Source organism: Oceanobacillus picturae, from assembly GCF_000612865.1.
In the GTDB taxonomy this organism is placed as follows: domain Bacteria; phylum Bacillota; class Bacilli; order Bacillales; family Amphibacillaceae; genus Oceanobacillus_B; species Oceanobacillus_B jordanicus.
The window spans coordinates 915,285-938,712 of the sequence record NZ_CCAX010000001.1 but is presented as its reverse complement, the minus strand read 5'-3'; the positions used below and the strand labels follow the sequence as shown (position 1 = coordinate 938,712).

The 23,428-nt window shown below is 39.1% G+C and carries 22 protein-coding genes and 1 pseudogene; 14 read left to right on the top strand and 9 right to left on the bottom strand.

Annotated features, from left to right (window positions below):
- Window positions 1-100 precede the first annotated feature (100 nt).
- Together BN988_RS04720 and BN988_RS04715 are read left to right on the top strand one after the other, a co-directional pair.
- Complete coding sequence (locus BN988_RS04720) at window positions 101-760, top strand: reverse transcriptase-like protein (RefSeq protein WP_147629684.1); 660 nt, start codon at window positions 101-103, stop codon at window positions 758-760.
- 277 nt (window positions 761-1,037) lie between these two features.
- Complete coding sequence (locus BN988_RS04715; RefSeq protein ID WP_051557658.1) at window positions 1,038-1,601, top strand: sigma-70 family RNA polymerase sigma factor; 564 nt, start codon at window positions 1,038-1,040, stop codon at window positions 1,599-1,601.
- Window positions 1,602-1,690: 89 nt separating this feature from the next.
- Here the strand turns inward: BN988_RS04715 and BN988_RS04710 are convergent, their stop codons facing one another.
- The gene (locus tag BN988_RS04710; RefSeq protein WP_036573626.1) at window positions 1,691-2,119 is read right to left on the bottom strand and encodes a S1 domain-containing RNA-binding protein; all 429 of its coding nucleotides are present in this window, start codon (window positions 2,117-2,119) and stop codon (window positions 1,691-1,693) included.
- Window positions 2,120-2,293: 174 nt separating this feature from the next.
- On the opposite strand from BN988_RS04710, the gene BN988_RS04705 reads away from it, so the two are divergent.
- The 6 genes and pseudogenes from BN988_RS04705 (at window position 2,294) to BN988_RS04685 (ending at window position 8,473) form a co-directional block, all read left to right on the top strand.
- Window positions 2,294-2,617: a PadR family transcriptional regulator gene (locus BN988_RS04705; protein ID WP_036573624.1), complete on the top strand. Its 324-nt coding sequence runs from the start codon at window positions 2,294-2,296 to the stop codon at window positions 2,615-2,617.
- Window positions 2,610-3,170: a DUF1700 domain-containing protein gene (locus BN988_RS04700; protein WP_036573622.1), complete on the top strand. Its 561-nt coding sequence runs from the start codon at window positions 2,610-2,612 to the stop codon at window positions 3,168-3,170. Before BN988_RS04705 ends, BN988_RS04700 begins: the two co-directional genes overlap by 8 nt.
- A complete protein-coding gene (locus BN988_RS18280; protein ID WP_051557656.1) occupies window positions 3,163-3,963 on the top strand; it encodes a DUF4097 family beta strand repeat-containing protein in 801 nt (266 codons plus the stop codon). Before BN988_RS04700 ends, BN988_RS18280 begins: the two co-directional genes overlap by 8 nt.
- Window positions 3,964-4,145: 182 nt before the next feature.
- Window positions 4,146-4,393, top strand: a pseudogene (gene tnpA / locus BN988_RS18575) (IS200/IS605 family transposase).
- A gap of 11 nt (window positions 4,394-4,404) precedes the next feature.
- Window positions 4,405-5,517, top strand: coding sequence for an RNA-guided endonuclease TnpB family protein (locus tag BN988_RS04690; RefSeq protein WP_036573620.1), 1,113 nt, complete (start codon window positions 4,405-4,407; stop codon window positions 5,515-5,517).
- 574 nt (window positions 5,518-6,091) lie between these two features.
- Window positions 6,092-8,473 (top strand): polyprenyl synthetase family protein, encoded by a 2,382-nt coding sequence (locus BN988_RS04685; protein ID WP_036573617.1) that lies wholly within the window; start codon window positions 6,092-6,094, stop codon window positions 8,471-8,473.
- A gap of 129 nt (window positions 8,474-8,602) precedes the next feature.
- On the opposite strand, the gene BN988_RS04680 is transcribed toward BN988_RS04685, so the two are convergent.
- Window positions 8,603-9,955 (bottom strand): transposase, encoded by a 1,353-nt coding sequence (locus tag BN988_RS04680; protein WP_036573615.1) that lies wholly within the window; start codon window positions 9,953-9,955, stop codon window positions 8,603-8,605.
- 345 nt (window positions 9,956-10,300) lie between these two features.
- Between BN988_RS04680 and BN988_RS04675 the strand changes: the two genes are divergently transcribed.
- Window positions 10,301-11,551 (top strand): YeeE/YedE family protein, encoded by a 1,251-nt coding sequence (locus BN988_RS04675; protein WP_036573612.1) that lies wholly within the window; start codon window positions 10,301-10,303, stop codon window positions 11,549-11,551.
- A gap of 79 nt (window positions 11,552-11,630) precedes the next feature.
- Here the strand turns inward: BN988_RS04675 and BN988_RS18570 are convergent, their stop codons facing one another.
- Both BN988_RS18570 and BN988_RS04670 read right to left on the bottom strand, forming a co-directional pair.
- Window positions 11,631-11,804 (bottom strand): YjzC family protein, encoded by a 174-nt coding sequence (locus BN988_RS18570; protein ID WP_081779352.1) that lies wholly within the window; start codon window positions 11,802-11,804, stop codon window positions 11,631-11,633.
- A 101-nt stretch (window positions 11,805-11,905) separates the two neighbouring features.
- Entirely contained in the window at window positions 11,906-12,691 is a 786-nt protein-coding gene (locus BN988_RS04670) for a hypothetical protein (protein ID WP_036576349.1), read from the bottom strand.
- 157 nt (window positions 12,692-12,848) lie between these two features.
- Here BN988_RS04670 and BN988_RS04665 point away from each other — a divergent pair, with 157 nt between their 5' ends.
- Entirely contained in the window at window positions 12,849-13,631 is a 783-nt protein-coding gene (locus tag BN988_RS04665) for a class I SAM-dependent methyltransferase (protein ID WP_036573611.1), read from the top strand.
- Between the two features lie 55 nt (window positions 13,632-13,686).
- On the opposite strand, the gene BN988_RS04660 is transcribed toward BN988_RS04665, so the two are convergent.
- The 4 genes from BN988_RS04660 to BN988_RS04645 form a co-directional block, all read right to left on the bottom strand.
- Window positions 13,687-14,766, bottom strand: a complete 1,080-nt coding sequence (locus BN988_RS04660; protein WP_036573609.1) for a glycosyltransferase — start codon at window positions 14,764-14,766, stop codon at window positions 13,687-13,689.
- Between the two features lie 194 nt (window positions 14,767-14,960).
- The gene (locus tag BN988_RS04655) at window positions 14,961-15,881 is read right to left on the bottom strand and encodes an NTTRR-F1 domain (protein WP_036573607.1); all 921 of its coding nucleotides are present in this window, start codon (window positions 15,879-15,881) and stop codon (window positions 14,961-14,963) included.
- A gap of 125 nt (window positions 15,882-16,006) precedes the next feature.
- Window positions 16,007-17,008, bottom strand: coding sequence for a glycosyltransferase family protein (locus tag BN988_RS04650; RefSeq protein ID WP_036573605.1), 1,002 nt, complete (start codon window positions 17,006-17,008; stop codon window positions 16,007-16,009).
- Window positions 17,009-17,024: 16 nt separating this feature from the next.
- Window positions 17,025-18,740, bottom strand: a complete 1,716-nt coding sequence (locus tag BN988_RS04645) for a nucleotide sugar dehydrogenase (RefSeq protein WP_315970403.1) — start codon at window positions 18,738-18,740, stop codon at window positions 17,025-17,027.
- 230 nt (window positions 18,741-18,970) lie between these two features.
- Here BN988_RS04645 and BN988_RS04640 point away from each other — a divergent pair, with 230 nt between their 5' ends.
- Genes BN988_RS04640 through BN988_RS04630 form a run of 3 tightly spaced genes read left to right on the top strand, consistent with a single transcriptional unit; the run spans window position 18,971 to window position 21,832 of the window.
- Window positions 18,971-20,083 (top strand): DegT/DnrJ/EryC1/StrS family aminotransferase, encoded by a 1,113-nt coding sequence (locus tag BN988_RS04640; protein ID WP_036573603.1) that lies wholly within the window; start codon window positions 18,971-18,973, stop codon window positions 20,081-20,083.
- Window positions 20,077-21,135 (top strand): Gfo/Idh/MocA family protein, encoded by a 1,059-nt coding sequence (locus BN988_RS04635; protein ID WP_036573601.1) that lies wholly within the window; start codon window positions 20,077-20,079, stop codon window positions 21,133-21,135. The genes BN988_RS04640 and BN988_RS04635 overlap by 7 nt, the downstream gene beginning before the upstream one ends.
- Before the next feature lies 1 nt (window position 21,136).
- Window positions 21,137-21,832 carry an N-acetyltransferase gene (locus BN988_RS04630; protein ID WP_036573599.1) on the top strand — a complete coding sequence of 232 codons (696 nt, stop codon included), beginning with the start codon at window positions 21,137-21,139 and terminating at the stop codon, window positions 21,830-21,832.
- 96 nt (window positions 21,833-21,928) lie between these two features.
- Here BN988_RS04630 and BN988_RS04625 read toward each other — a convergent pair whose 3' ends face one another.
- Entirely contained in the window at window positions 21,929-22,675 is a 747-nt protein-coding gene (locus BN988_RS04625; RefSeq protein ID WP_036573595.1) for a cytochrome c oxidase assembly protein, read from the bottom strand.
- Window positions 22,676-22,831: 156 nt separating this feature from the next.
- On the opposite strand from BN988_RS04625, the gene BN988_RS04620 reads away from it, so the two are divergent.
- Window positions 22,832-23,419 carry a DeoR family transcriptional regulator gene (locus BN988_RS04620; protein WP_036573593.1) on the top strand — a complete coding sequence of 196 codons (588 nt, stop codon included), beginning with the start codon at window positions 22,832-22,834 and terminating at the stop codon, window positions 23,417-23,419.
- The last annotated feature ends 9 nt before the right edge of the window (window positions 23,420-23,428 follow it).

The following is a 23,428-nucleotide window of genomic DNA, read 5'->3' as shown; positions in this document are numbered from 1 at the left end:
GAAAGAAATAATTCGTGATACTCGAAGCCTAACATTCATAAATTTAGGGAATATAGGAAGGCTAGAGAAGAAGTGCGATATGGAGAATGGAGGTCAGCAGGTGAAAGGAATTATTTCATTTACTTACCGTACACCAAAGGGTGCAGATACTGTTCTATACTCAGATGAAATGCGTGCGGCAAAAGCATTGTTATTAGCAGAAGACATGGAAAGAACAGGAAGAGCTAATGATATACAATTCATTGATACGCACGAATATAGTTGGAATTTGAAAGAATTACGTAAGCAGTTGGAAGAGATAAAAACAGAGCCACATGATGTGAAAATATACTTTGACGGTGGCTTTGACCTAAAGTCGAGAAAATCGGGTCTCGGTTGTGCCATTTATTATGAACAAAATGAAAAGGCTTATCGTCTTCGAAGGAATGCACTTGTAGAAGAGCTTGAATCAAATAATGAGGCGGAATACGCTGCCCTTCACTTGGCTGTAAAGGAAGTGGAGGAATTAGGTGTGCACCATATGCCTATAACCATTATTGGGGACTCACAGGTCGTTATAAATCAACTTAGCGAGGACTGGCCTGTCTATGAGAAAGAGCTAGCTAAATGGGCGAACCGTATTGAGGACAAAGTAGAAAAACTAGGCTTAGAGGTAGAATTTGAACTCGTTTCTCGTAAAAAAAATCGGGAGGCAGATCAGCTCGCTACCCAAGCATTAAAAGAAGTTAATATCTCTAGCCTAAAAGAAATGGACAGGTAGAAAAAACCCTCTGTGTTAATAAGGGTTTGCTTTTTTTATATTGATTTACTTTCTAAAGCTACTAAAGAACTATGTATAGGAAACGCCGTGTATAGAACTTGTAAAGTTATGAAGAGTAAACTTACATTATGAATTTATTAATGTAAAATGTAAGAGGGTATGAATGTTTCACAATACATTTGTATTCTCATCTTTCTGAATAAAATCAGAAAATGATGCCCCCACCTTCCTTTATTTTTCGATAGTAGAGTAAAGACAGGTATTTGGAGGGGTATAAGTGACTAAAAAAAGGCTGGAAGCATTTGAAGAGATAGTGAAACAAAATGAACGCAGGATACACTTTCATATTCTTCGATTAAATCTATCCGATCCACATAAGGAGTATTTTCAAGAAGGGCTTTGTGCCATGTGGAATGCCTATGAGACGTACGAGCCTGATAAAGGGCCAATGGCAACTTACTTTAACTATACAATACGTAATAGGCTAGTTGATTTAGCTAGAAAACAGGGAAGGGAGAGTAGAAATCAGCAGAGTGCATGTAAAGAAATAAAGAAACATGCAAATGATGGTAATCGTATAAAGCGAGCAGAAGCTTCTAGTGAGATACTTTCCAATTTGGATGAGGAGAGAATAGGCATTCATGTATGGGGGATTTTAAAGCAGGAGCTTACTGACAACCAGTGGAAATGGGTTTACTATTACATTATTAGTTGTATGAAAATAAAAGAAATTGCTATCCAGGAACAAACATCGGAAGAAGCTGTGAAAAGTTGGGGCAAGCAAGTTAGGAAAAAGTTACGTAATAACGATTTCCAAAAACGATTAAACTTGTATGGATAGCGTGACGCCACCAAAGTTGAAAAATGTATTTTTAATTAATAAAAAAGCAAGCCATCAGCCGGCTTGCTTTTATCTATGTCATGAAGTTTTTATCCGCGTCTTCCGCCTCTGCCACCACGTTTTGTATCGGTGTTGCGCTTAAGCGTGGATAAATTCTCTTCACTTGATTTTAAGAATTTAGCCATCTTGTCTTCAAAGCTTTCCTTAGGTTTAAATCCACCCTTTGGACGGAAATCCTTTGAATTACGATCTCTACCTTGGCGAGATGGACGCTGAACTTCTGGCTTATCAACAGCTTTTTTAATAGATAAAGCTACTTTACCTTCTTTTTCACTGATGATTTTTACTTCTACTTCATCGCCAACCGTTAAGTGATCATTCACATCTTTTACATAACTGTCTGCTACTTCACTAATGTGTACCAGACCGGTTTTTCCACCAGGTAATTCAACAAATGCTCCAAAATTAGTAATCCCTGTTACTTTTCCTTTGACTTTACTGCCTATTTCAATTGACAAAAAAGTTCCCCCTTATGATTTATAAGCAACTTATTATAACAAATATCTACGTTTTTATCAAATAACGAAAAAAGTATAAAATAGTACCTTGCATTAATTAGTAGTTGGTTGTATATTAAGTATATCGAGGTACTGTTCAATAAATAGTAGTAAAGAAAGAGGTGTGACTGGGAAGTGAATATACAATTTAAAAAAGGTGCCCTTGAGCTTTGTGTACTTGCCTTATTAGATAAACAAGATCGATATGGCTATGAACTAGTTCAAAGGATTTCTGACAATATTGCTATTTCGGAGGGTTCCGTGTATCCGTTACTACGCAGACTTACGAAAGAAGCTTACTTTACGACCTATTTACAGGAGTCGAAAGAGGGACCTTCTCGCAAATATTACCATTTAACAGACCAGGGTAGGGATTATCTCCATCAGTTAAACGAAGAATGGAAAGCATTTACTGAAGGTGTAAACGAATTATTAAGGGAGGTTGTTAGCGATGAGTAAAGAAGCTTTTATGAAAAAGTTAGAAAGGTCCTTAGTAAAGTTGCCTGTTGCTGAACGACAGGACATACTAGAAGATTTTCATGAGCATTTCCATGTCGGAATGCAGGAAGGAAAAGATGAAGCTGAAATTTCCGCTGCACTTGGCTCTCCTAATCAAATAGCCAAAGAACTATTAGCAACATATTATTTAGATAGGGTTGGCGAAGAATCGAATGTGGGAAATGTTTTTAGAGCAGTCTGGGCAGTAATTGGGTTGGGATTTTTTAATCTTGTTGTAGTGCTTGGCCCTTTTATTGCGGTGTTAGGATGTATTGTAGGAGGATGGGCTGTAGGAGTTGCATTTATTGTGTCACCAATTCTCGTTCTACTTAATGTCATCATCTATCCAGATACTTTTAGGCTATTTGAGTTATTCGCTTCTATTGGGCTTACCGGACTTGGCTTATTCATTTCAATTGGAATGTTCTATGCAACGCGGTTTATTGTGAAATTATTTATCCGCTATTTATCTTATAATGCCAAATTGGTGAAAGGTGGTTTAAAGCATGCCTAATTTTAAAAAGATCAGTATTATTGCTTTAATTCTGTTGGGAATCGGGGTTATTGGTAGTGTGGTAACCTTTGCATCGAGTGATCGATCTGCAATCTCAGAATCAGAGAAATTTTCTGGGCACGATGTGGAAAAGCTGGATATTCAATTAGATAACCAAAAACTGTACGTGAAACCAAGCCAGTCTGATGAGATTATTGTAGAGCTTGAAGGAAAAGGAAATAATCCAGAAAAAGAACGTTTACAAGCTGAATTAGAAGGCGACACCTTAATCGTGAAAACGAGAGAGCGTGATAGAAAAATGTTCCGGTTTTTTGACTGGGGAGACAGCGTGACCTTATCCATATACTTACCGGAAAAAGAGTATACTGCCTTCAAGGTTGATATAAATAATGGAAGTATTAATGCGGAAAATATAAAAGCAAAGGAGTTTATCGCCAGCACGGATAATGGAAAAATCATGATCGGAGATATCCTTTCCGAGCGCGTTGACGTTGAATCTAATAACGGTAAAATTGAACTCGATAACGTGGAAGGCGAGTTAAACGGTAAAACAAACAATGGTGCAATCTCACTTGTTACAGAAAGTTTAGACCGTCCTATTCATCTAGCTTCTGATAACGGGAAAATTAATGTTAAATCGAGTAAGGAGCCGACTAATGTAACATTTGATGTCCGAGTAGATAATGGGAGCATTGATATCTTTGGTGACTCAGATTGGGATACAGTTGTCGGAGAAGGAGAAAACCGAGTTAAATTAACAACACATAACGGGAGTATTACAGTAGATCGCTAAGTTCCTGCATACCATTTAACGTACTTCCGAAAGAAGTCTCCCTCTTCAAGCATGTGAAGGGCGTAGCCCAATGGTAAGGGGGAGATGAATTTCGGTTGGGCGATAGCCCAAAGGGTTTTCCGTTTGCCTTTTTGCTCAATATGGTATAATCAGTATTATAAAGTGTAAGGAATGATATAACAATGGAATTAGATAGAAATAATCATTCAGTGTTCTTGATGTATTACCATCTTGTGTTAGTTGTGAAGTATCGAAGTTCATCAATGCCTATAAAAGTGCCAGTTCAAGACTTATCAAGAAGGAATTTCCTCATGTTCGTAAAGAGTTATGGAAAGAAATGTTTTGGTCAAGAAGTTTTTGTTTGTTGACCACTGGTGGCTCTCCTATCGAAGTGGTGAAAAAATATATTGAAAAGCAAGGATTAAAGTGAGGTGATTTGATATGGCTAAACAAAATAAAGCCTATAAGTTTCGTCTCTATCCAACAAAAGAACAAGAATTGGTTATACGCAAAACTTTTGGGTGTGTTCGCTTTGTTTATAATAAAATGTTAGCAGAACGAAAAGAAACGTATGAAAGATTAAAAGACAATAAAGAAGCATGGAAAAGGGTAAAACATCCTACCCCTGCTAAATACAAAAAAGAACACGAATGGCTAAAAGAAGTGGATTCTTTAGCTTTGGCAAATGCACAATTACATTTAGATAAGGCATATAAAGCCTTTTTCAAGGGCAATGCTAGGTTTCCGAGATTCAAAAAGAAACGACATAAACAAAGCTACACAACGAATGTCGTTAACGGCAATATTCAGCTGTTGGATGATCATATCAAATTACCTAAATTGAAAAGCCTCAAAATGAAGCAACATAGAAAAATCCCCTCCGAATACCAAATCAAATCTTGTACCCTATCGTTGACTTCATCAGGAAAATACTATATTTCTATCCTTACCGAATATGATAAGGAGATAGAAAGCAAAGAAATTGAAAAAGTAGTTGGATTAGATTTTGCGATGGATGGGTTATTTGTCGATAGCGAGGGTGAGAAAGCCAATTACCCTAAGTTTTATCGACAAATGCTTGATAAATTAGCAATCGAACAACGTAAACTTTCTCGTAAAAAGAAAGGCTCTTCCAATTGGAATAAACAACGTATTCGAGTAGCTAAAATCGGGGAGAAGGTCGCAAATCAACGCAAGAACTTTCTTCACCACAAATCAAAGAAATTAGTAACTATTTATGATGCCATTGTGATTGAAGATTTAGACATGAAGGGGATGTCAAAAGCGCTAAAGTTTGGTAAAAGCGTCGCTGATAACGGATGGGGCATGTTCACTACTTTCTTACAATACAAACTAAAAGAACAGGGGAAGCAACTTATCAAAATAGATAAATGGTACCCATCCACGAAAACTTGTTCAAATTGTGGTTCAGTAAAAGAAGTTAAGTTATCAGAACGTATCTACCAATGTACTTGCGGTCTAAGTATCAATAGAGATTACAATTCAGCAATCAATATCAAAAAGGAAGGCATTCGCTTATTAGCAAGTGCCTAGTAAAAATATAAACTCTTGGAACAAGAGGGTTAGCTTGGTCAATTTCGTCAGCTACCAAAAGTGGCGATTACCCAAGAAGCCCCCACTTCAAGCAACCTGTAAGGTTGGTAAGTGGTGGGAGTAGTTCACTTATCCTCTGTAACGGAAATATGTTCTGTAAGGAGCGTGGTAAACATGAGTAAAAACGGAGCTTCGGATAAAGTTAAAGGAGCAATAAGTAAAGCAAAAGGTGAATTTCAGGATACTGCTGGTGAAGCAAAGCAGAACAGTAACAATCGTTATGAAAGATAACGTACGAAAGGGCGGAGTCGATGAGGCTTCGCCTTTTCATTAGTTGAACGAATCGGGGTGTTAGCGTCCGTTTACTCCCACTCAAAACTATTGTTTTACTTCATGTTTTGAAGTGGGAGTCTTACGGACGGTTGCTCCGGGATAAATATGCTTCGTAGTCGAAAGTATTAAATAAAAGCTTTTCAAATAAATTGCTATAATAATAAGGTATATTCAGGTACATTTTGTTAGTATTATAAGTAAATAGGATCGAAGAGAATTAAAGAAGATGAGGGAACTTCATATGAAAGAGGAAACACGTACAGCACCTAATTTAAAAGACGCTAGTTACGCAATGCATGAAAAAGGAGCAGCAGTGTATTTTCATCGTCTTACAGATCATTTGAAAGGGAAGCAGCATCTTTCCACGTTAAGAGAAGATTTTAATATTTGGAAGCGACAGCATATTAAACGGTTTTCCTTTACCTCTAAATATTTTAATGAGAAAAGAAGCAAGCACCCATTATATTATCATCACTACATTCAGTGGCTTGATAAAAGAGGGAAGCTTTATGACTATTTGGATCGGAGCATTTCCTACATTTATATGCGGGACATTGGAAGAGCCTTGTATGACAAAGAAACGAAAGAAAAAGTCAGTCGTTCTGTAGAAAGCATCCGACAGCAATTATTGGGTGAAAAGGACAACAACCAACTGAGCGCATTCAACATGGTTGAAATCTATCGTTGGGCCCAAAAAGAGAATGTGGAATCAAGCTTAATCTGGGTAATAGATAAAATAAAGGATATAACTGCAACCATTCCTAAAGAGCTTGATCCAACGGAAACAAGGAGGAAACTGATTAAAATTATCGGTGGTGTCGTCATACAGGAACTGGACGAATTGGATGCAAGTGTTCTTCCGGCCACACGTGCAAAACGACTAGACCGTGCCATTCGACTTGGCTATGCTTATGGACTTACATACCCATTCATTGATGACATACTGGACTCGAGTTTACTAGCAAACGAAGAAAAGAAAGACTATGCATCAATTATACGTCAGACTCTTTTAACAGGGGTGGTACCACCATTGTCTGTCTGGCTTAAACAGACTTACCCCTTTATGGAATTTGTCCATGCCGAATTAAAAGAAGCCTTTGAATATATAAGATCACAGCATTCTAAGGAAGCTTGGGAAAGCTTTCTGGAACAATCGTATGTTTTCTTTCAGTCACAAGAACTTGATCGAGAAAAAGATTTAGCTGTGGAAACCTATACAAACAGTGACCTGTATGTCCCAATTATTCTTAAATCGGCGTCCTCCCGTTTGATTGTGCGCTCATTAATAGACGCTAACGAGGATCAGCAAGTAAATGAACAAACATTTTATTATGGTATTTATAACCAATTGTCAGATGATTTTGCTGATATGTTTACTGATATGGAGGCAGGGTCAGTTACTCCCTATACGTACTATCTTAAGTATCATGAAAAGCGAAAAGACTTAATTAACCCTTTTGAATTGTATTGGACAGTCATCTCATATCTCATCCATCATGTGTATCAATCAGATGGTAAAACACGAGAAGTTATCCTCTCCAGAGCAATTAATGGCTTAAAGCGGTTTAAGAAAAAGTGGGGAGAACAAAAGTATGAAGAGATAATGGAGCTTTTTAGTGTTGAGCCCGAATTTAATCATGAAATTCAGCGTATTGTCAGGAAAGCTACAGATGTGGATTTTTTTGATAAGCTTCTACGTGATCGTATGATAGACGACTTAAAAAATGAAAAGAAGGAAAAGGAAGCATTCAGTGATTCGGTAAGAAAAATACGTGATACGGTTAATAGTATGTTACCACTCACACCATCTAGATCAAATTCCTTATTTGATGATCCCATTACAGAGGCCGCGAATTATAGTCTGGAAAGTGGGGGCAAAAGACTACGTCCTGTGATGACATGGGTAATGGCAGTGGAAGAGTATAATATGGACCCAGCTACAATTGCGCCCCTTTTAAAGTCTCTTGAATATATGCATACCGCCTCGCTTATTTATGATGATTTGCCAGCACAAGATAATGCTTCTTTACGCAGGGGCCGACCCACTCTTCACGAAGTGTATAACACAGCAAATGCTGAGTTAGCAGGAATCTTTCTAACTCAACAAGCCGTCGCCAACCAAGCATCGCTTACAGGATTTGATCAAACTGCCATTCTTCAACTTATATACTATTCCTCCATCGTCGCTACAGATATGTGCAGGGGGCAGGCGATAGACCTTAGTTCTAGAGGGAAAACCCTGACAGTTGATGAACTGACAGAGATGTGTTTTTATAAAACTGGAATAGGGTTCGAAGCCTCATTGATCATGCCGGCTATACTGGCTGGTAAAGATGAGTACGAAAAAGAAAAATTGAAGCTTTTCGCCAAGCATGCCGGAATAGCTTTTCAGATTAAAGACGACATTTTAGATGTAGAAGGTGAAAGTACTCAAATCGGTAAAAACACAAGGCAAGACTTGGAAAACCATAATGCTACATTTGTCTCTGTTATTGGACTTAATGGAGCCAAAGAACTGATGTGGGATCATTACTGTAATGCGGCGGAAGCGTTGGAGGGTATTAAGCAAAACAGTACTTTTTTGAAGCATCTATTAGATTATGTGATTAACCGAGAAAATTAATGACATATGGATTTCTCCAGAAGTTTTGGAGAAGTCCTTTTTTTTATTAATTGAGTCAATTTCATAATTGCTCTTTTTAAAAATACAAAGACGAGCCGAATTCTGATCTTGTATTCTTAAAAACAGGAATCATGCAGTTTTATGTTGGTTTAATCGTGCATTCATACGGTCTGCAGCTAATTTTGAAGCATTGTAAATAAGCGTGATCATATCAAAATGAACCTTGGCGCGCTTTCCGGTACGATAACGAACATTATTAAGTTGAAAAAACTCCTTAAGATATGCGTTTACGCGCTCAACAGCTGTACGACGTTTAAAGATTGTTCTCCAGGCTTTAGATCCACGAGCTGGCGCTGTGTATCTTCTGAGGTCTTGCGTTATCTTTACTTTATATACCTTTTGACAGATGCCTTCGTTAGCTAAAGGACAGCTACTGCACTCCTTTGGCCTCGTGAATTTCAGCGTTTCATAGTTGGCATCAAAGCTATCGTAACGGTAAGAATGCTCACGAAAACAAGTTGGGGCAAAGTATTTATCAAAGCCAATTGGTTCCCTTTCATTTTTCTTATTATAGGCAATGATAGACTGATTTCCCATTCGATGTACTTGTTCATAAATAGGTTCATAGTCGTAACCCGCATCCATTGTTTGGTAGCGCAAAGAAGAAAGAGCTAGTTCCTTCACCCCTTTTAATAAGGGAATGGCGGCTTTTCCGTCATTCAAACTTCCTGACGAAAAGAGTGACTGTAAAATATATTGACTAGATGTCCCAACAGCTAAATGGCCCTTGTAGCCGTACCAGAAAACATTTTTTCCTTCACTGTTCTTTTTTATGCCCCATTTTGGGGCTTGGGGGGCTTCAGCCCGTAAGTCGGTTAAAGGTACGTCTAATTGCGCTTCTATTTTCTTTTCATAAAGAGGCAAGTTTGCTTCTATTTCAGCCTGTTCAAGTAACCATTGTTCCCGTTCTTCCTTGGGTTTGCGTCCACGTTTTTTAGGTTCTGTTTTGGGCTTATCTTCTTTGGGTGGTGCTTGATCACGTGCTTCGAAGTGAGTGGCATCAATGGCGACGGTGTTGTCACTAATAAAGCCTTCCACAATGGCTTGTAGGACTACTTTTTTCTGTTCTTCTTCTAGAACGCTAGAGTCACTAAGTTTCGTCAGCAGGCGAGAATAGGCAGCTTCGGAAGGTGTCTCGTCCGAGACAAGAAAACCACAGTTCAATTTAAAAACAAAATCATCATTCAGGCGTTTCACCAAATCTTTAATCGTTGGAATACGTTCAACTATGCGAATGAAAGAGCTGATAATCATCGCTGCATAATTAAGCTCCACAGGAGCGCCACGTCGTGATTTTTTATTCACTTCATGGAAGATTCGATCCACGTCTATCTCGGATATAATTGAATCATACCGTTGGGTAGGTTCCATCTTGTATAATTCTTGGATGCCAAATAAGCTTGTTTGTCGTATAATAGTCATAAGAAGTGCTCCTTCAGTCTTTTTATGGTTTTATAGTCAACTACCATTATACAAGATTTGGGGAGGTACTTCTTTTTTTGTCTCTCAAAAGCGTTGAGACAGAAGGATTAATAATTATGAAATTCATTCAATTGTGGAATTAAAAACGTTAGGAAAAAGAAGCTTGGCCCCATAATTTTACCGTACTAGTCTTTTCTTGGAATTTATAGAATAAATTCCTAAACTCTTCACAATTAAACAAATAACTGTAAGACAATTTATTTCATTGACATAAATTTATTCAGCACGTATTATAATAAAATAATCATTAATCCCGACTAAATTAATCGGAAAAGGGTGTATTAAATGTCAACATATGTTCAACCAGTAAATGAAGTGAAAGACCCTATAAAAAAAGAAGATTCTAATTTAAATAAGCCACAAACACCACAAATTGTCGGTGGGTTGGTTGTTAGTGCAATTCTTTTAGTCTATTTATTATTTAGCCAGGAAGCCGTGCAGCCGTTATTACTTGTCATTGGTATCTTGCTTGGCTATACATTATTTCATGCACGTTTTGGTTTTACCTCTGCATTTCGTAGACTAGCATCAGTTGGAAACGGGCAAGCCTTACGGGCACATATGCTTATGTTGGCAGTAGCTGTTACCTTGTTTGCACCTATACTAGCCTTCGGACTTTCTTTCTTTGGTGGAGAAGTATCTGGTTATGTGTCTCCAGTAGGTATTAGTTTACTTGTTGGTGCCTTTTTATTCGGTATAGGTATGCAGCTTGGTGGCGGATGTGCCTCAGGAACCTTGTATGCTGTAGGGGGCGGAAGGTCGGTTATGTTTGTTACATTACTGTTCTTTATTGTCGGTTCCACAGTTGGAGCATATCACCTTCCGTTCTGGACAGAGGAACTACCTTCTTTTGAGCCAGTCTCCTTGGCAACTTCCACTGGGTTGGGGTATGGTGGCGCATGGGCGGTATCCATTCTACTCTTTGGTGTTATTGCATGGATTACACTAGTAATTGAAAGAAGAAGGAAGGCTCCGAAAATGGCTCCCCTGCCTTCAACAAGTGGCTGGAAAAGAATATTCAGAGGCTCTTGGCCATTATTTGCTGCAGCTATTGTTCTTGCCGTTCTTAATGCTTTAACTCTTATGACACGTGGTACACCTTGGGGCGTTACCTCAGCATTTGCACTATGGGGTTCAAAGGTTGCACAGTTTTTTGGTGTTGATGTTGCAAGCTGGGGATATTGGCAAGGTAATGTCGAAGCCTTAAATGCATCGATCTTTACAGATTCTACCACAGTCCTTAATTTAGGCGTTATTTTAGGTGCCTTTTTGGCATCAGCTGCGGGAGGGTTATTTAAGTTTTCCAAACTGAACCTTAAAAATGTCGCTGCAGCAATTATCGGTGGTCTGTTGATGGGATATGGGGCACGTCTTGCTTTTGGTTGTAATATTGGAGCTTACTTCGGTGGCATTGCATCCTTTAGTCTCCATGGTTATATTTGGGGAATTCTAGCACTTGGAGGCACATTTGTAGCCTTGTATTTACGTCCATTATTCGGACTATCTGTTCCCAAATCGAAGGATTCCTTCTGTTAGTATTGAGAAGTCAATGATACGATTAAATAATAAGCACCATGCCTGTTATTACGGCATGGTGCTTGTTTACATTTAATCATTATTTTTCCCTAGTCCACACTCTGTTTTGATTCATAGTCTCTGGAAACTTTTCGCCGGCTTTTAACTCTATAAATTGAGGGTCATTGACATTACTTCCTGTTTCCCCAATTTCACGGTAGATACCATTGTTTGGCACCTTTTGTCCTGAACGGAAATGGCTGTATTCACCCATAACTACGCCTCCTTGTTAACGGTTTTTCTTAGTATATCAAGTTATACATTCATCATACATTTTAATAAGCATTTTAACGACTGAGGACGATCGTTGCTTTTTTAAGATACAGAGGCAGTCATTTCCAGCGCATCAAGTGGCACATGGGTTGTCTGAAGACGGTAGATCATATTATCCTCCTGCCACCTCACGTCCACTGATACATCATTTCCGCCATGAGGGTAATCTATATAGACAATCCCTTTTTCCTGGGGAGCAGGAAGCATATGGGTCTCAAGGTACCCCACTATTTTCTTTGCAATACCAGCATGATCCATCTCATCCTGAGTTAGAGAACTAATACTCAATAACCAATTGCCTTCTTCCCAACTAAAATACTGATGTCCGGTTGCTCCTTCACCATATCCTGTGATCCCGTGGCCTAGATTAACTGCGCCTTCTTCAAATGGTCCTACTTTTTTCCCGTTAGAGAATTCCTCGATGGCTTGTATAGCATCTTCTGAAGAGGTGTATTGTTTACCGGAAAAACTGCCAACTTTTTCCGATTCCGCGTTATAGGATACTTTGTACTCTTTCTCCTTATTTATCTCAATAGTAGGACTCACTTCCCTCTCTGGAAATGCAGTGGGCAACTTAACATTAGATTCGGCCATTTTGAGCTCATTTTCATAGGAACTTGATTTTTCCTCATTCTCTTTTGTATTAGAATCTGATTTTTGAGCTTCGTTTTCGTCTTTTAGATCGATGTTCTCTGCGTTGGAACTTTCTTCTGCGGATGGGGTTGATTCTGTATCTTTTGATGTTTCAGTGGGTTGCTCTTCATTACCACTACAGGCGGTAAGGAAAAGTGCGAGCACACCTGTAACGAAAAATACTCGTAATTTCATTAACAATGTCAGTCCTTTCTGGATGTTTCTTGCAATCTTTTCCCTATAGGGTGAAATCTAAACAGACGATAAGCAATAGTTATAGAGAAGGATTTCTAATAAATATTATATTTATACAGAAAAAATCTGTAGAATAAAGTGGGGGAGGGAGAAGCTGATGGCAATTCATTTTCATGACGAGCGAAATAAAAATAGTTACACAACAAGGATAGCAGACAAACAATGGATTACTTTGATAAAACAGTTATTAAATGGGCAATGGATTCAGCAGGCAGCAGATATTGGTTGTGGGGGAGGAATTTATAGCAAAGCTCTCTGTACACTTGGTATACCGAAAGTAGTTGGAGTGGATTTTTCTGAACCAATGCTAGCGGCAGCAAGGGACAATTGTCGTGACTACCCACAGATTAAATTTTTACATGGGAATGCCACTGCACTAAACATAGCTCCTAATAAGATGGACTTGGTGCTTGAGAGGGCATTAATTCACCACCTATCTGAATTGAAGACCAGTTTTACTGAAGTAAATAGAGTGTTGAAAAAAGGCGGAGTGTTTATTATTCAGGACCGTACTATGGAAGATGTCTTTAAAGAAGGAAATGAAGAGCATATAAGAGGATGGTTTTTTGCGAGATTTCCTCATCTTAAGGAAATAGAAAATGCTAGGCGCTTTGTATCAGGTGAAGTGAGAACCGCCCTCGAGGAAACAGGCTTCAAAATTGTTGAAGAGAGAAAGCTTTTGGAGACAAGGCGAGTTTATAAATCGAAAGAAGCCTTGGGGGAGGATCTGAGGAAGCGGACGGGTCGCTCTATTCTTTATGAACTTTCTGATTCGCAGCTTCAAGTGTTAGTAGATTATATTAGCAGCCGTTTACCTATGCAAAAAGAGATAAGGGAAAAAGATTATTGGACAGTGTGGAAAGCGGTAAAAATCTGCTGAAACTAGGCTATATTAACTATGTAGCTAAACTCACTTTAAGTGAGTTTAGAGGAACTTAGTTATTAGTTATTTTTTTCTCAAGCAATTCTTTGTTAAATAGTATCTTTTCATCATCTGGCCTGTAATATCTTGCCTTTTCATTATGCTCATATGCTTTGTCGAATTGCTGAAGATTATAATAGCAGACACATAGTTGTAGATGGGGGTACCACGTTGCATACACGGGGTAAGTGAAGCTCCATCTGTTTGGATCATCTTCTAGTTCAATTGCAGTTTTATACCAATAGACCGCCTGATTATATTCTCTTTTTTTCTGATAGTGATAGCCAATACGACTACAGGATTCGGGGCGAGGCGTTTTAGAAAAACGAAAGGATTCGTAAAGGGAAGCAATTTCCTTATCTGGCTTATCCAAATAACGATAACAGTCTGCGCGATTAATACAGGCATAAACTTTATCTTCAATCCATCCTTGTTCCGTTTCAATATTTTTCGTATAGCTTTCAATTGCCTGTTCATAATGGCCATTTTCCCGTAGCTCATTACCATAATAGAAATGGTCCCTAGCAGTAAATGTTTCTTTGTTTTCAATCCTTTTTTTATATATGGAAAGTGTTCGGCCAACAGCATGATGCTCCTTTTTATGGGTCACGCCTACGTCAGAGGTGATGATCTTCCCGTGTACATTTAAATAATTGTGTGCATCTCCTTCCCAACGATATTGGCGTTCCGTTTTTAATAAGCGATGCGTTCTATATTTTAAGGTCACATTTCCATACGTGTCCATACCAGCATTGTAATACATAGAAACAGAATCAACTGATAGATCAAGCTCTTCTTTTAGCTTTTTTAGCTTTTTTCGATCTTCCTCCAAGACTACATCATCAGCGTCTAAATAAAGAATATAGTCTTTTGTAGCATACTTAAATGACTCATTCCGTGCATCTTTAAAGCTCCCCGTCCATTCAAAAAAATATATTCTATCCGTATATTTTTTCGCTATTTCTAGTGTTCGATCTGTTGAGCCTGTATCCACAATATTTATCTCATCGACAATATCTTTAACGGTGTCAAGACACCTTCCTAATAGTTTTTCTTCATTCTTCACGATCATACATAGACTAATACTTACCATACCCTTCACTCCTTTTCACTTCCTGAACATTTCACATGTACTAATATATTAAAAATTCTTTTATAAAGTTTGGATTAACATCTTCTTTTTAAGAAAGAGTGCGTACATTTTTGGGTGAAACCCAATACAATATTGAAAACTTTAAAACGTGAGAAAAAGAAGGTACTTTGAGTAAAGTACCTTCTTGAGTACACTTAAGGTCCAGTAGGTCCAGTAGGCCCAGTCGGCCCGGTAGGCCCAGTCGGTCCAGTCGGTCCAGTCGGTCCTGTAGCACCCGTGATGCCAGTAGCGCCGGTAGGTCCCGTAGCACCTGTGACGCCAGTAGCACCAGTAACGCCGGTAGGTCCCGTAGCACCTGTGACGCCAGTAGCGCCGGTAGGTCCCGTAGCACCTGTGACGCCAGTAGCGCCAGTAACGCCGGTAGGTCCCGTAGCACCTGTGACGCCAGTAGCGCCGGTAACACCGGTAGGTCCCGTAGCGCCTGTGACGCCAGTAGCGCCCGTAGCGCCGGTAGGTCCCGTAGCGCCTGTGACGCCAGTAGCGCCCGTAGCGCCGGTAGGGCCAGTCGCACCCGTAGGTCCAGTAGGTCCAGTAGGTCCTATTGGCCCGGTAGGTCCTGGGGTACCATCTCCACCTTCACCATCAAAGTCAAGCAGGGCTACGTCGTCAACTAAGACGGGAGATGAAAGTAAGCTTCCAAAAGGCTTGCTGATTTCAACTCTAGCCTGTGTAGCGGTTTCAGGTGCTTCTGCAGTAACATGATAAATTTCCTGCCAGTCGTTATTCGCAGCATTTGGTAAACTTCCTCTAACAATTTCTACATCCAGCCCCAATCCTACTTCCATATTTAGTTCATTTAAGAAGTATACACGAAGAATAATTTGGGGATTGCCGAAAGTACCAAATCTACCTAAGGATACGAGAAACTGAAAACTATCACCAGGTGTAATCGGCACCACTTGGCTAAGGCTTGATGCAGCTATATCGCTTCTCAATACCGCTGCATAACTTCCAGAATGGGGACTTGATGTTGTAACATAACTATTTTCTGCACTCCATTCTGCTAGAGTACCAGATTCAAATCCACCATTTAATAACAGATTTATAACAGCCATTTTAATCCTCCTTTTCTTTACTAAGGTTCCAACAATGGAACTCTCTATATCCTATGTGCGATAGAAATTAATGAGTGAGTCAAACTATCTGATATGAGCGCACATTTATACTTAATAGAGTTAACTTAGATTATTGATTCATCAAGAAGGGGAGAGATGTAACGTAAGAATTGTTCAGCACGTTTTTGGTTGTTATGATTTGCATGAACTAGTTGATGGCCATTTCTAGTAATACGGACTCTCTCCTCTTCATTGGCAAGATAGTAGGCCGTTTTTTCCAAAATGTTTTCAGTAGTGCATGCGACAAAGTTCTCTCCATCTACGAAACCTAATGCTTCCACGTCTTCATTCGTTTCCGCGAGCAATAGTGTGTTACAGGCGGGTGCTTCGAAAAATTTTAATACGGCGACACCACCAACCTCACTCCGACTGCCGCATGTATAAAAAATCTTGGACCGATTCAGCTCTTTAGCGTATTTTTTATTAACCATTAAATGATTTGACTGTCTTACTAAATGGCCGGGATGTGGATGAAAGACAAAACGAGGATCATCGCGCATTTCATTAAAAACAGCGTCACGGAAAGCATACCTACCTTTTGAGGGGACTTTTATTGGTAATTGGTGCTTTCCTTGATTAGCTTTACTCACATAAACTAGCCCCATAAGCAGTGCGTCAATCGATTTATCTAGCTTCCAATCCTTCATCACGTCTGGATTGATTGCCCAGGGAAGCCATCGTAATTTATCTTCATATTCAGGGAAAACACGTAGAAAGGGATGCATCGTAGCAGAAAAGACTAAATCGATCTTGTTTTCCTCAATATACTTTTTTCTTTCTTCTGGTCTCCAGTGAAGATCTATCACATAGCAACCTTTTGGTATCTCCACATCTCTTAACCCATCAATTTTGGGTGATAGGCCATAATTCCACGCTATATCATAGTGAAAAATAAAATCTGGTTTTACTTGAATATTTTGTATAATATCCCTAATGTCTCCATCGTCATGCCAATAATGGACCTCCGCTACGTTTTCGAAGGCTTTAATGGTATCCATTTTAGGTTTATGCTTCGGGTACATCCAAAATGGTTTAACCAACACAAGTATAATTGGTTTCTTTTGCAAATTACTTCCTCCTTTCTTATAAATGCCAGTGCACCGTATTATCAGGGATATAACTAGAAGGAACCGCAGATTTGATATCCAAAACAATAGACTTCTCCTTCAATACATTGTTTAGTTGCCCCCAATCAAAAACATTATGAGGGACAGTGATAATGACGATATCTGCCTTTTCCAATTCAGGAAATGGAGTGCTGCTTATTCCATACATATCCTTGACCGTACCAGAATCAACATGTGGATCACATAATTGTACGGATAATCCAAGATGAAGAAGTTTTTCTAATATAGAAAGTGCCTTGGAGTTTCGCATATCTCCGATGTTTTCCTTAAATGTCGCTCCAAGAAGCGTTATTTTTAAATCGTTAAAAGAAAACTGGTGCTGAATGATCTGTTGCATCACTGTATTCGTTATATGGTCGACCATCGACTCATTCACTTCTCTTGCGGAAGTTAGAAGATTTGGCTCATAACCAGCTAACCTAGACTTATGAATGAGGTAATAGGGATCAACACCTATACAGTGACCACCTACGAGTCCTGGGGTAAACGGGAGAAAATTCCACTTTGTACCGGCTGCTTCTAACACATCCTTAGTAGGTATTTCTAGTTGGCTAAATATCCGGGAGAGCTCATTCATAAAAGCGATGTTTATGTCACGTTGCGTATTTTCTACTACTTTTGCTGCTTCAGCTACTTTAATAGAACTGGCTTTGTATACATTTGCTTCGATGACACCTTGGTAGAGATGATAAAGCCACTCGGTTACGTAGACGCTTTGACCTGCTATTATTTTTGGGATCGTTTTAAACGTATGCTCCTTATCACCTGGGTTAATTCTTTCTGGAGAATAACCAATAAAGAAGTCCTTACCTACCTTTAAGTTGGATGCGTTTTCTAAGATTGGGCAACAAATTTCCTCTGTGGCACCTGGGTATACGGTTGATTCGTATACGACAACAGTTTCTGGAGCAAGGTTCTCTCCTATTAACTGGGAAGCTGCCTCCAAGTATGAAAAATCAGGTTCATTGGAAGCTGAAATAGGAGTTGGCACGGCGACCACAATACATGCACAATGACGAAGATTTTTGGCATCTGTAGTGAAATCGATCTGGGCTTGGGCTAAGACTTCTGCAGAAAATTGTTCGGACGGATCCTTTCCGCTTTTTAATTTCGCTATCTTTTTATCATCTACGTCAAACCCTATTACACAATGTTTTTCTGAAAACCCTACTGCAACAGGAAGTCCAACATATCCCAGTCCTACCACGCCAATCCTTTCCGTTTCATTTACAAAAATCTCTTTTCTGGACGTGCTCTGGGAAAGGGGATGAACTACATGCCGTAGAAGCTGATTAACTAATTTGTCTCCGGTAATTTCTGTGTTGGTCTCGAGAATAGAATGAGGTCGGATCACCAACTCAATGGTATAGTTGCTTCCTTTCATTACGGATTGCAATCTCAACTCTTCATCGGGGGTGTATCTGGTCATTTCGTCCCGGATTAAAAACAATTGATTAATCTTCAGGCTACTTGACTGAATTTTTTCAAGTAGCTCAAAACTGGACTGCTTGGCCGATTGCCTACCATATAAAAACAGAATGATAGAAACAACATCATGTTTGTCATCGAATTCTGTAATTTCAAATCCTGTTTTAGCTAATTTTTGAGCCACATATTGCGACAATTGACTGGTTTCACTAATCATTATTAAGGGGTCAAAATTTGTTGTCATAAACATTATCCTTTCAGCAAATCTAATATTTGTATATGCCGTAGGACAAGGGAGAGTTCGGGAGAGGTAGCGAAAAAAGGCTCTTTCATATTAAATAGATGAGTTGGCTGATAGGCATGTGCAAGTGCATAATTCTTTTACTCCGTGGTAGTTGCCGTTCAATGCGGAATAAACCTTGAATACGATGTTAGGAAGTTGTTTGATTAACTATTAAGTAAAGGAAGATGTTTATGATCCCAATAACTGATCCAAAACGGCAATTTGCTGCCTTGGAAGCAGATGTCTTAAAAAAAATGAAGAATGTCCTAGAGAAGGGTAACTTTATATCAGGTGAAAATGTAACAGAGCTGGAAACAGTTATAGCGGATAGACTAGGAGTTAAAGAGGCAATTGCAGTTGCCAATGGAACGGATGCGCTCGTGCTTACATTGCATGCATATGGAATTGGCCCAGGAGATGAAGTGATTACTACACCGTTTAGTTTTTTTGCAACTGCTGAAGCGATAAGTAGAGTTGGTGCAACGCCAGTCTTCGCAGATATTGACCAAATTACTTTTACTCTTGATCCAATAAAGGTAAGTGAGAGAATTTCTAAGAGAACGAAAGCCATTTTACCAGTTCACCTTTTCGGTCAATCAGCAGATATGCAAGAATTAAATAATTTAGCCAAACAACACGACCTCCATGTTATTGAAGATGCTTGCCAGGCTTTTGGAGCGTTCTATCAAGGAAGAGAGGTTGGTAGTTTAGGAGATGCTGCATGTTTTTCTTTTTTTCCTACTAAAAATTTATCGACTATAGGCGATGGAGGAATGGTGACAACCTCTGACACAGCAGTAGCAAAGCGGATTCGTGAGTTAAAAACACATGGCAGTAACCGAAAATACTATCATAACGAAATTGGATATAACAGCAGGCTGGATGAAATCCATGCAGCTATTTTACTATGCTGTTTGCAACATATAGATGACTGGAATGAGAAGCGTAGGGAGTGGGCTGTTCGCTATCAGCAAAGGTTACAAACTTTAACCTGTATCAAGCTTCCAATCACTAAAGCAGATCGTCAGCATGTTTATCATTTGTACGCTATCGATACAGATAAGCGCGATAGTTTAATAGAACATCTAACCTCAAGGAAAATCCAAACCGGTATTTATTATCCGCAGTGTATTCATTTACAAAAGGCTTACGAACATTTATCTTACCGTGAAGGTGATTTCCCGAAAGCAGAGAAATTGTCAAGGCGGTTACTTGCGTTGCCGTTATTTCCATTCATGACAGAAACAGAACAAGATAACGTAATAGCTGCTTTAGAGGAATTTCAGGTGATGCACTCATGCTAAAAATCGGCATTGTTGGCTGTGGATATATAGCAGGAAAGCATGTATCGACTATATCTAGGATCAATGGTCTGCAATTAGCTGCAGTAAGTGATATTAATCAAGAAAGCATGGATAGTGTGTTAGTAGATTACCAAAGACAAGTCGGTAAGAAACGGACGATCTCCACTTATGTTGATTACGAAGCATTACTAGCTGATCCTACAATTGATATTGTGGTGGTAGCATTGCTCTCTGGGCTCCATGCTACTGTTGCAAAGCAGGCGATCAATCATGGTAAGCATGTTATTTTAGAAAAACCAGTAGCTCTCTCTATAAAGGAGGCAGATGAGCTGCTAGCTTTGTCACAGAAGACAGAAAGAAAGGTGCTTGTTTGCCATCAGTTACGCTATCGTCCACTTCTACAAAAGCTTCAAGAAATGGTGGCGGAAGGAGAATTTGGTAAGCCATACTTCGCCGTAAGTTCACTTCGTCTTCATAGATCACCTGCTTACTACCAAAACTCAAATTGGAAGGGAACCTGGGATAAAGATGGGGGGATGCTTGTTAACCAAGGCATTCATATGGTAGATCAGCTTCTTTGGACAATGGGGCAAGTGAAGTCTGTCTACGGAGAACTTGATAAAGCGATACAGACGAAGGATACGGAGGATATTGCCACAGGGATATTACAATTTAATAATGGTGGCAGAGGTTTAATTGAAGCAAACACTATAACAACCCCGAAAAACCTTGGGTATCAACTGACTGTTTTTGGGGAAAAGGGATCCTTTTCCATCGGTGGAAAGCAGTTTAATAAACTAACCCACTATTATTCGGAAAAACAGCAGGAAGTAGATGGCCTTTATGCTTTAGAAGCAGACATGGATGAACATTATTACATGTATCAAGATTTTATGGAGGCCATTTTAGATAATAGGCAGCCTAAGGTATCGCTGGTGGAAGGCAAACAAGCGCTGGAAGCCATTTTTGCTTTATACCGAGCTCATAGGACGAAGTCACCTATCGATTTACCTCTAAAGGACTTCAGTACAAAAGAAATGGGAGGAAAATAAAATGATAGACGAGACAGCGATAATAGCTGAAAACGTAAAGATTGGTAGCTATGTAGTTATAGAGAAGGATGTGTTAATTGGCAATCACGTTGAAATTGGCAATCATGTAACGATTAAAGAAGGGACAATTATTGCAGATAATACTGTAATAAGTGACTATAGCCTACTGGGAAAATCGCCAGCTAGCAATAATAAAATGGCAAGAAAGCCAGCGGATGATTTAGAGCCTTTGTACATTGGAGAGGATGTAAAGATTGGTACCCATTGCTGTTTATATCGAGGTTCCACCCTCCATCCAGGTGTTTTAGTAGCAGATATTGCAAGTATTCGTGAGCATGTAATCATAGGGGAAAATAGTATTGTTGGAAAAAATGTGATGGTAGAAAATAACACCTTAATCGGAAAAAATGTCACAATCCAAACGGGTTCTTATGTAACGGCACATATGGTGATAGAGGATGACGTATTTATTGGTCCATGTATGTCCAGTAGTAATGATAAATACATGGCTTCCCGTACGAAAAAATTACAAGGCCCTACCATAAAAAAAGAAGCGAAGATTGGAAATAATGCTTCTTTGCTTCCTGGTGTAGTGATCGGAGAAAAGGCGATTGTGGGTGCAGGTACAGTTGTGACAAAGAATGTTCCGACTGGTGCTATTGTGGTAGGGAACCCAGCGAAGGAAATAAAAGGATAACTATGTACTTTTATAAGGTAAGCCCATCTCTTCAATTGGAGAGATGTACATATCGTTTACTTTTTCGCCATGTTTTTAAATCCTTTTTATTGGATACTAAGCCCATTTCATCATGCTACATTTATGGATTATAATCATAAGCAATCCTGCAAGGAACTGATCGAAAGCTGGTGGTAGAAGCATCAAAGACATTTCCAAACCAGGAGGTAACTGGGCCGCCAAATGAGTGACAATTGGCGAATGTATATCACTAAAAAACGCTCCGATTATCAAAAGGAAGCAAGCTGGCATAATCCCTACACTATTCCAAAAAGCAATCCTATTAAGATTAGAGGCTTTAAGAGTGGTAGCTAAAGGAGCCCAGCAAAATGGTGCCCACATTCCCAGTGATAATATAAACAGCAATAAAATATATCCTGTATGCAAGGCAGTGTGGTCCATTAAACTGTGCATGACAGATGGTAGATGGTAAAGAAAGAAACATAATGCAAACAAAAAAAGGCTAATTATAGAAGTCGAAATAGATTGCTTCTGTGGCTTTCTATTTTTTAAAATGCGGAGTACAGGAAAACTCATGAGCAAAAGCGGGGCGCTGACAAAATACAGTAGCGCCATTTGAACCATATGCAAACTAATTAAAGCATGACTAATTGCTGCAAGAGGACTACCATATGCTAGGTAAATAACACCCATGGCTAAACAAAAGGACTGAAAATGTATACTACTAAATGTATTACGATACTGTATGTAAAAGTATAGATAGATTATAATTAAACTGGACAGAAAAAGGAGTAAAGGTATGCTCCATAAAGTTTGTCCCTCAAGCAAAAGTTGAATATTCATTATACCCCTCCCTGAAATAGGTTAACTCCATAAGACAAGATATCCCCACCTCATTCTATTCACAAATAATTCATATTATTCATATTGAACAAAAGAGACGGTCATGATAAAGTATGTTATAGATTGTGTTATTTTGTTATAAGGCGAGGGAATGCTATGTTACCTTTAGAACGAAAAAAACGGATAAGGTCATTAATTGAAAAAGAACGACATATAAAAATTGCAGAGCTAAGCAACAGATTCGGTGTCTCAGAAATGACGATTCATCGCGATCTTAAGCCATTGCTTGAAGAAGGATGTATAGCCAAGACATTTGGCGGGGTTGCATGGAAACAGGATGGACAGGAAGCTAACACAAAGGTCCAAGGTTGCGTTTTTTGTGGGCGAGGATATAGTGAAAGGTTGGCCTATCGATTGATCTTATCTAACAATCGAATGGAAACAGCCTGTTGTGCCCATTGCGGTCTTCTGCGTCATATTCAAATGGATGGGGAAGTAATGCAGGCCATTTGTTCCGACTTTCTAACCCATACAACAATTAGTGCTCCACTATCATGGTATGTCATGGATACCTCTGTCCATATGGGGTGTTGTCATCCACAAGTGCTTACCTTTGAATGGAGAGAATATGCAGAGAAATTTGTAAAAGGTTTTGGGGGAAATGTCTATTCATTTGAAGAAGCAAAAATCGTTTTGATGCAAAAAATGAACGGGGGACAGAATAATTGTCATTCCCAGAAATAAAGGAGAGTT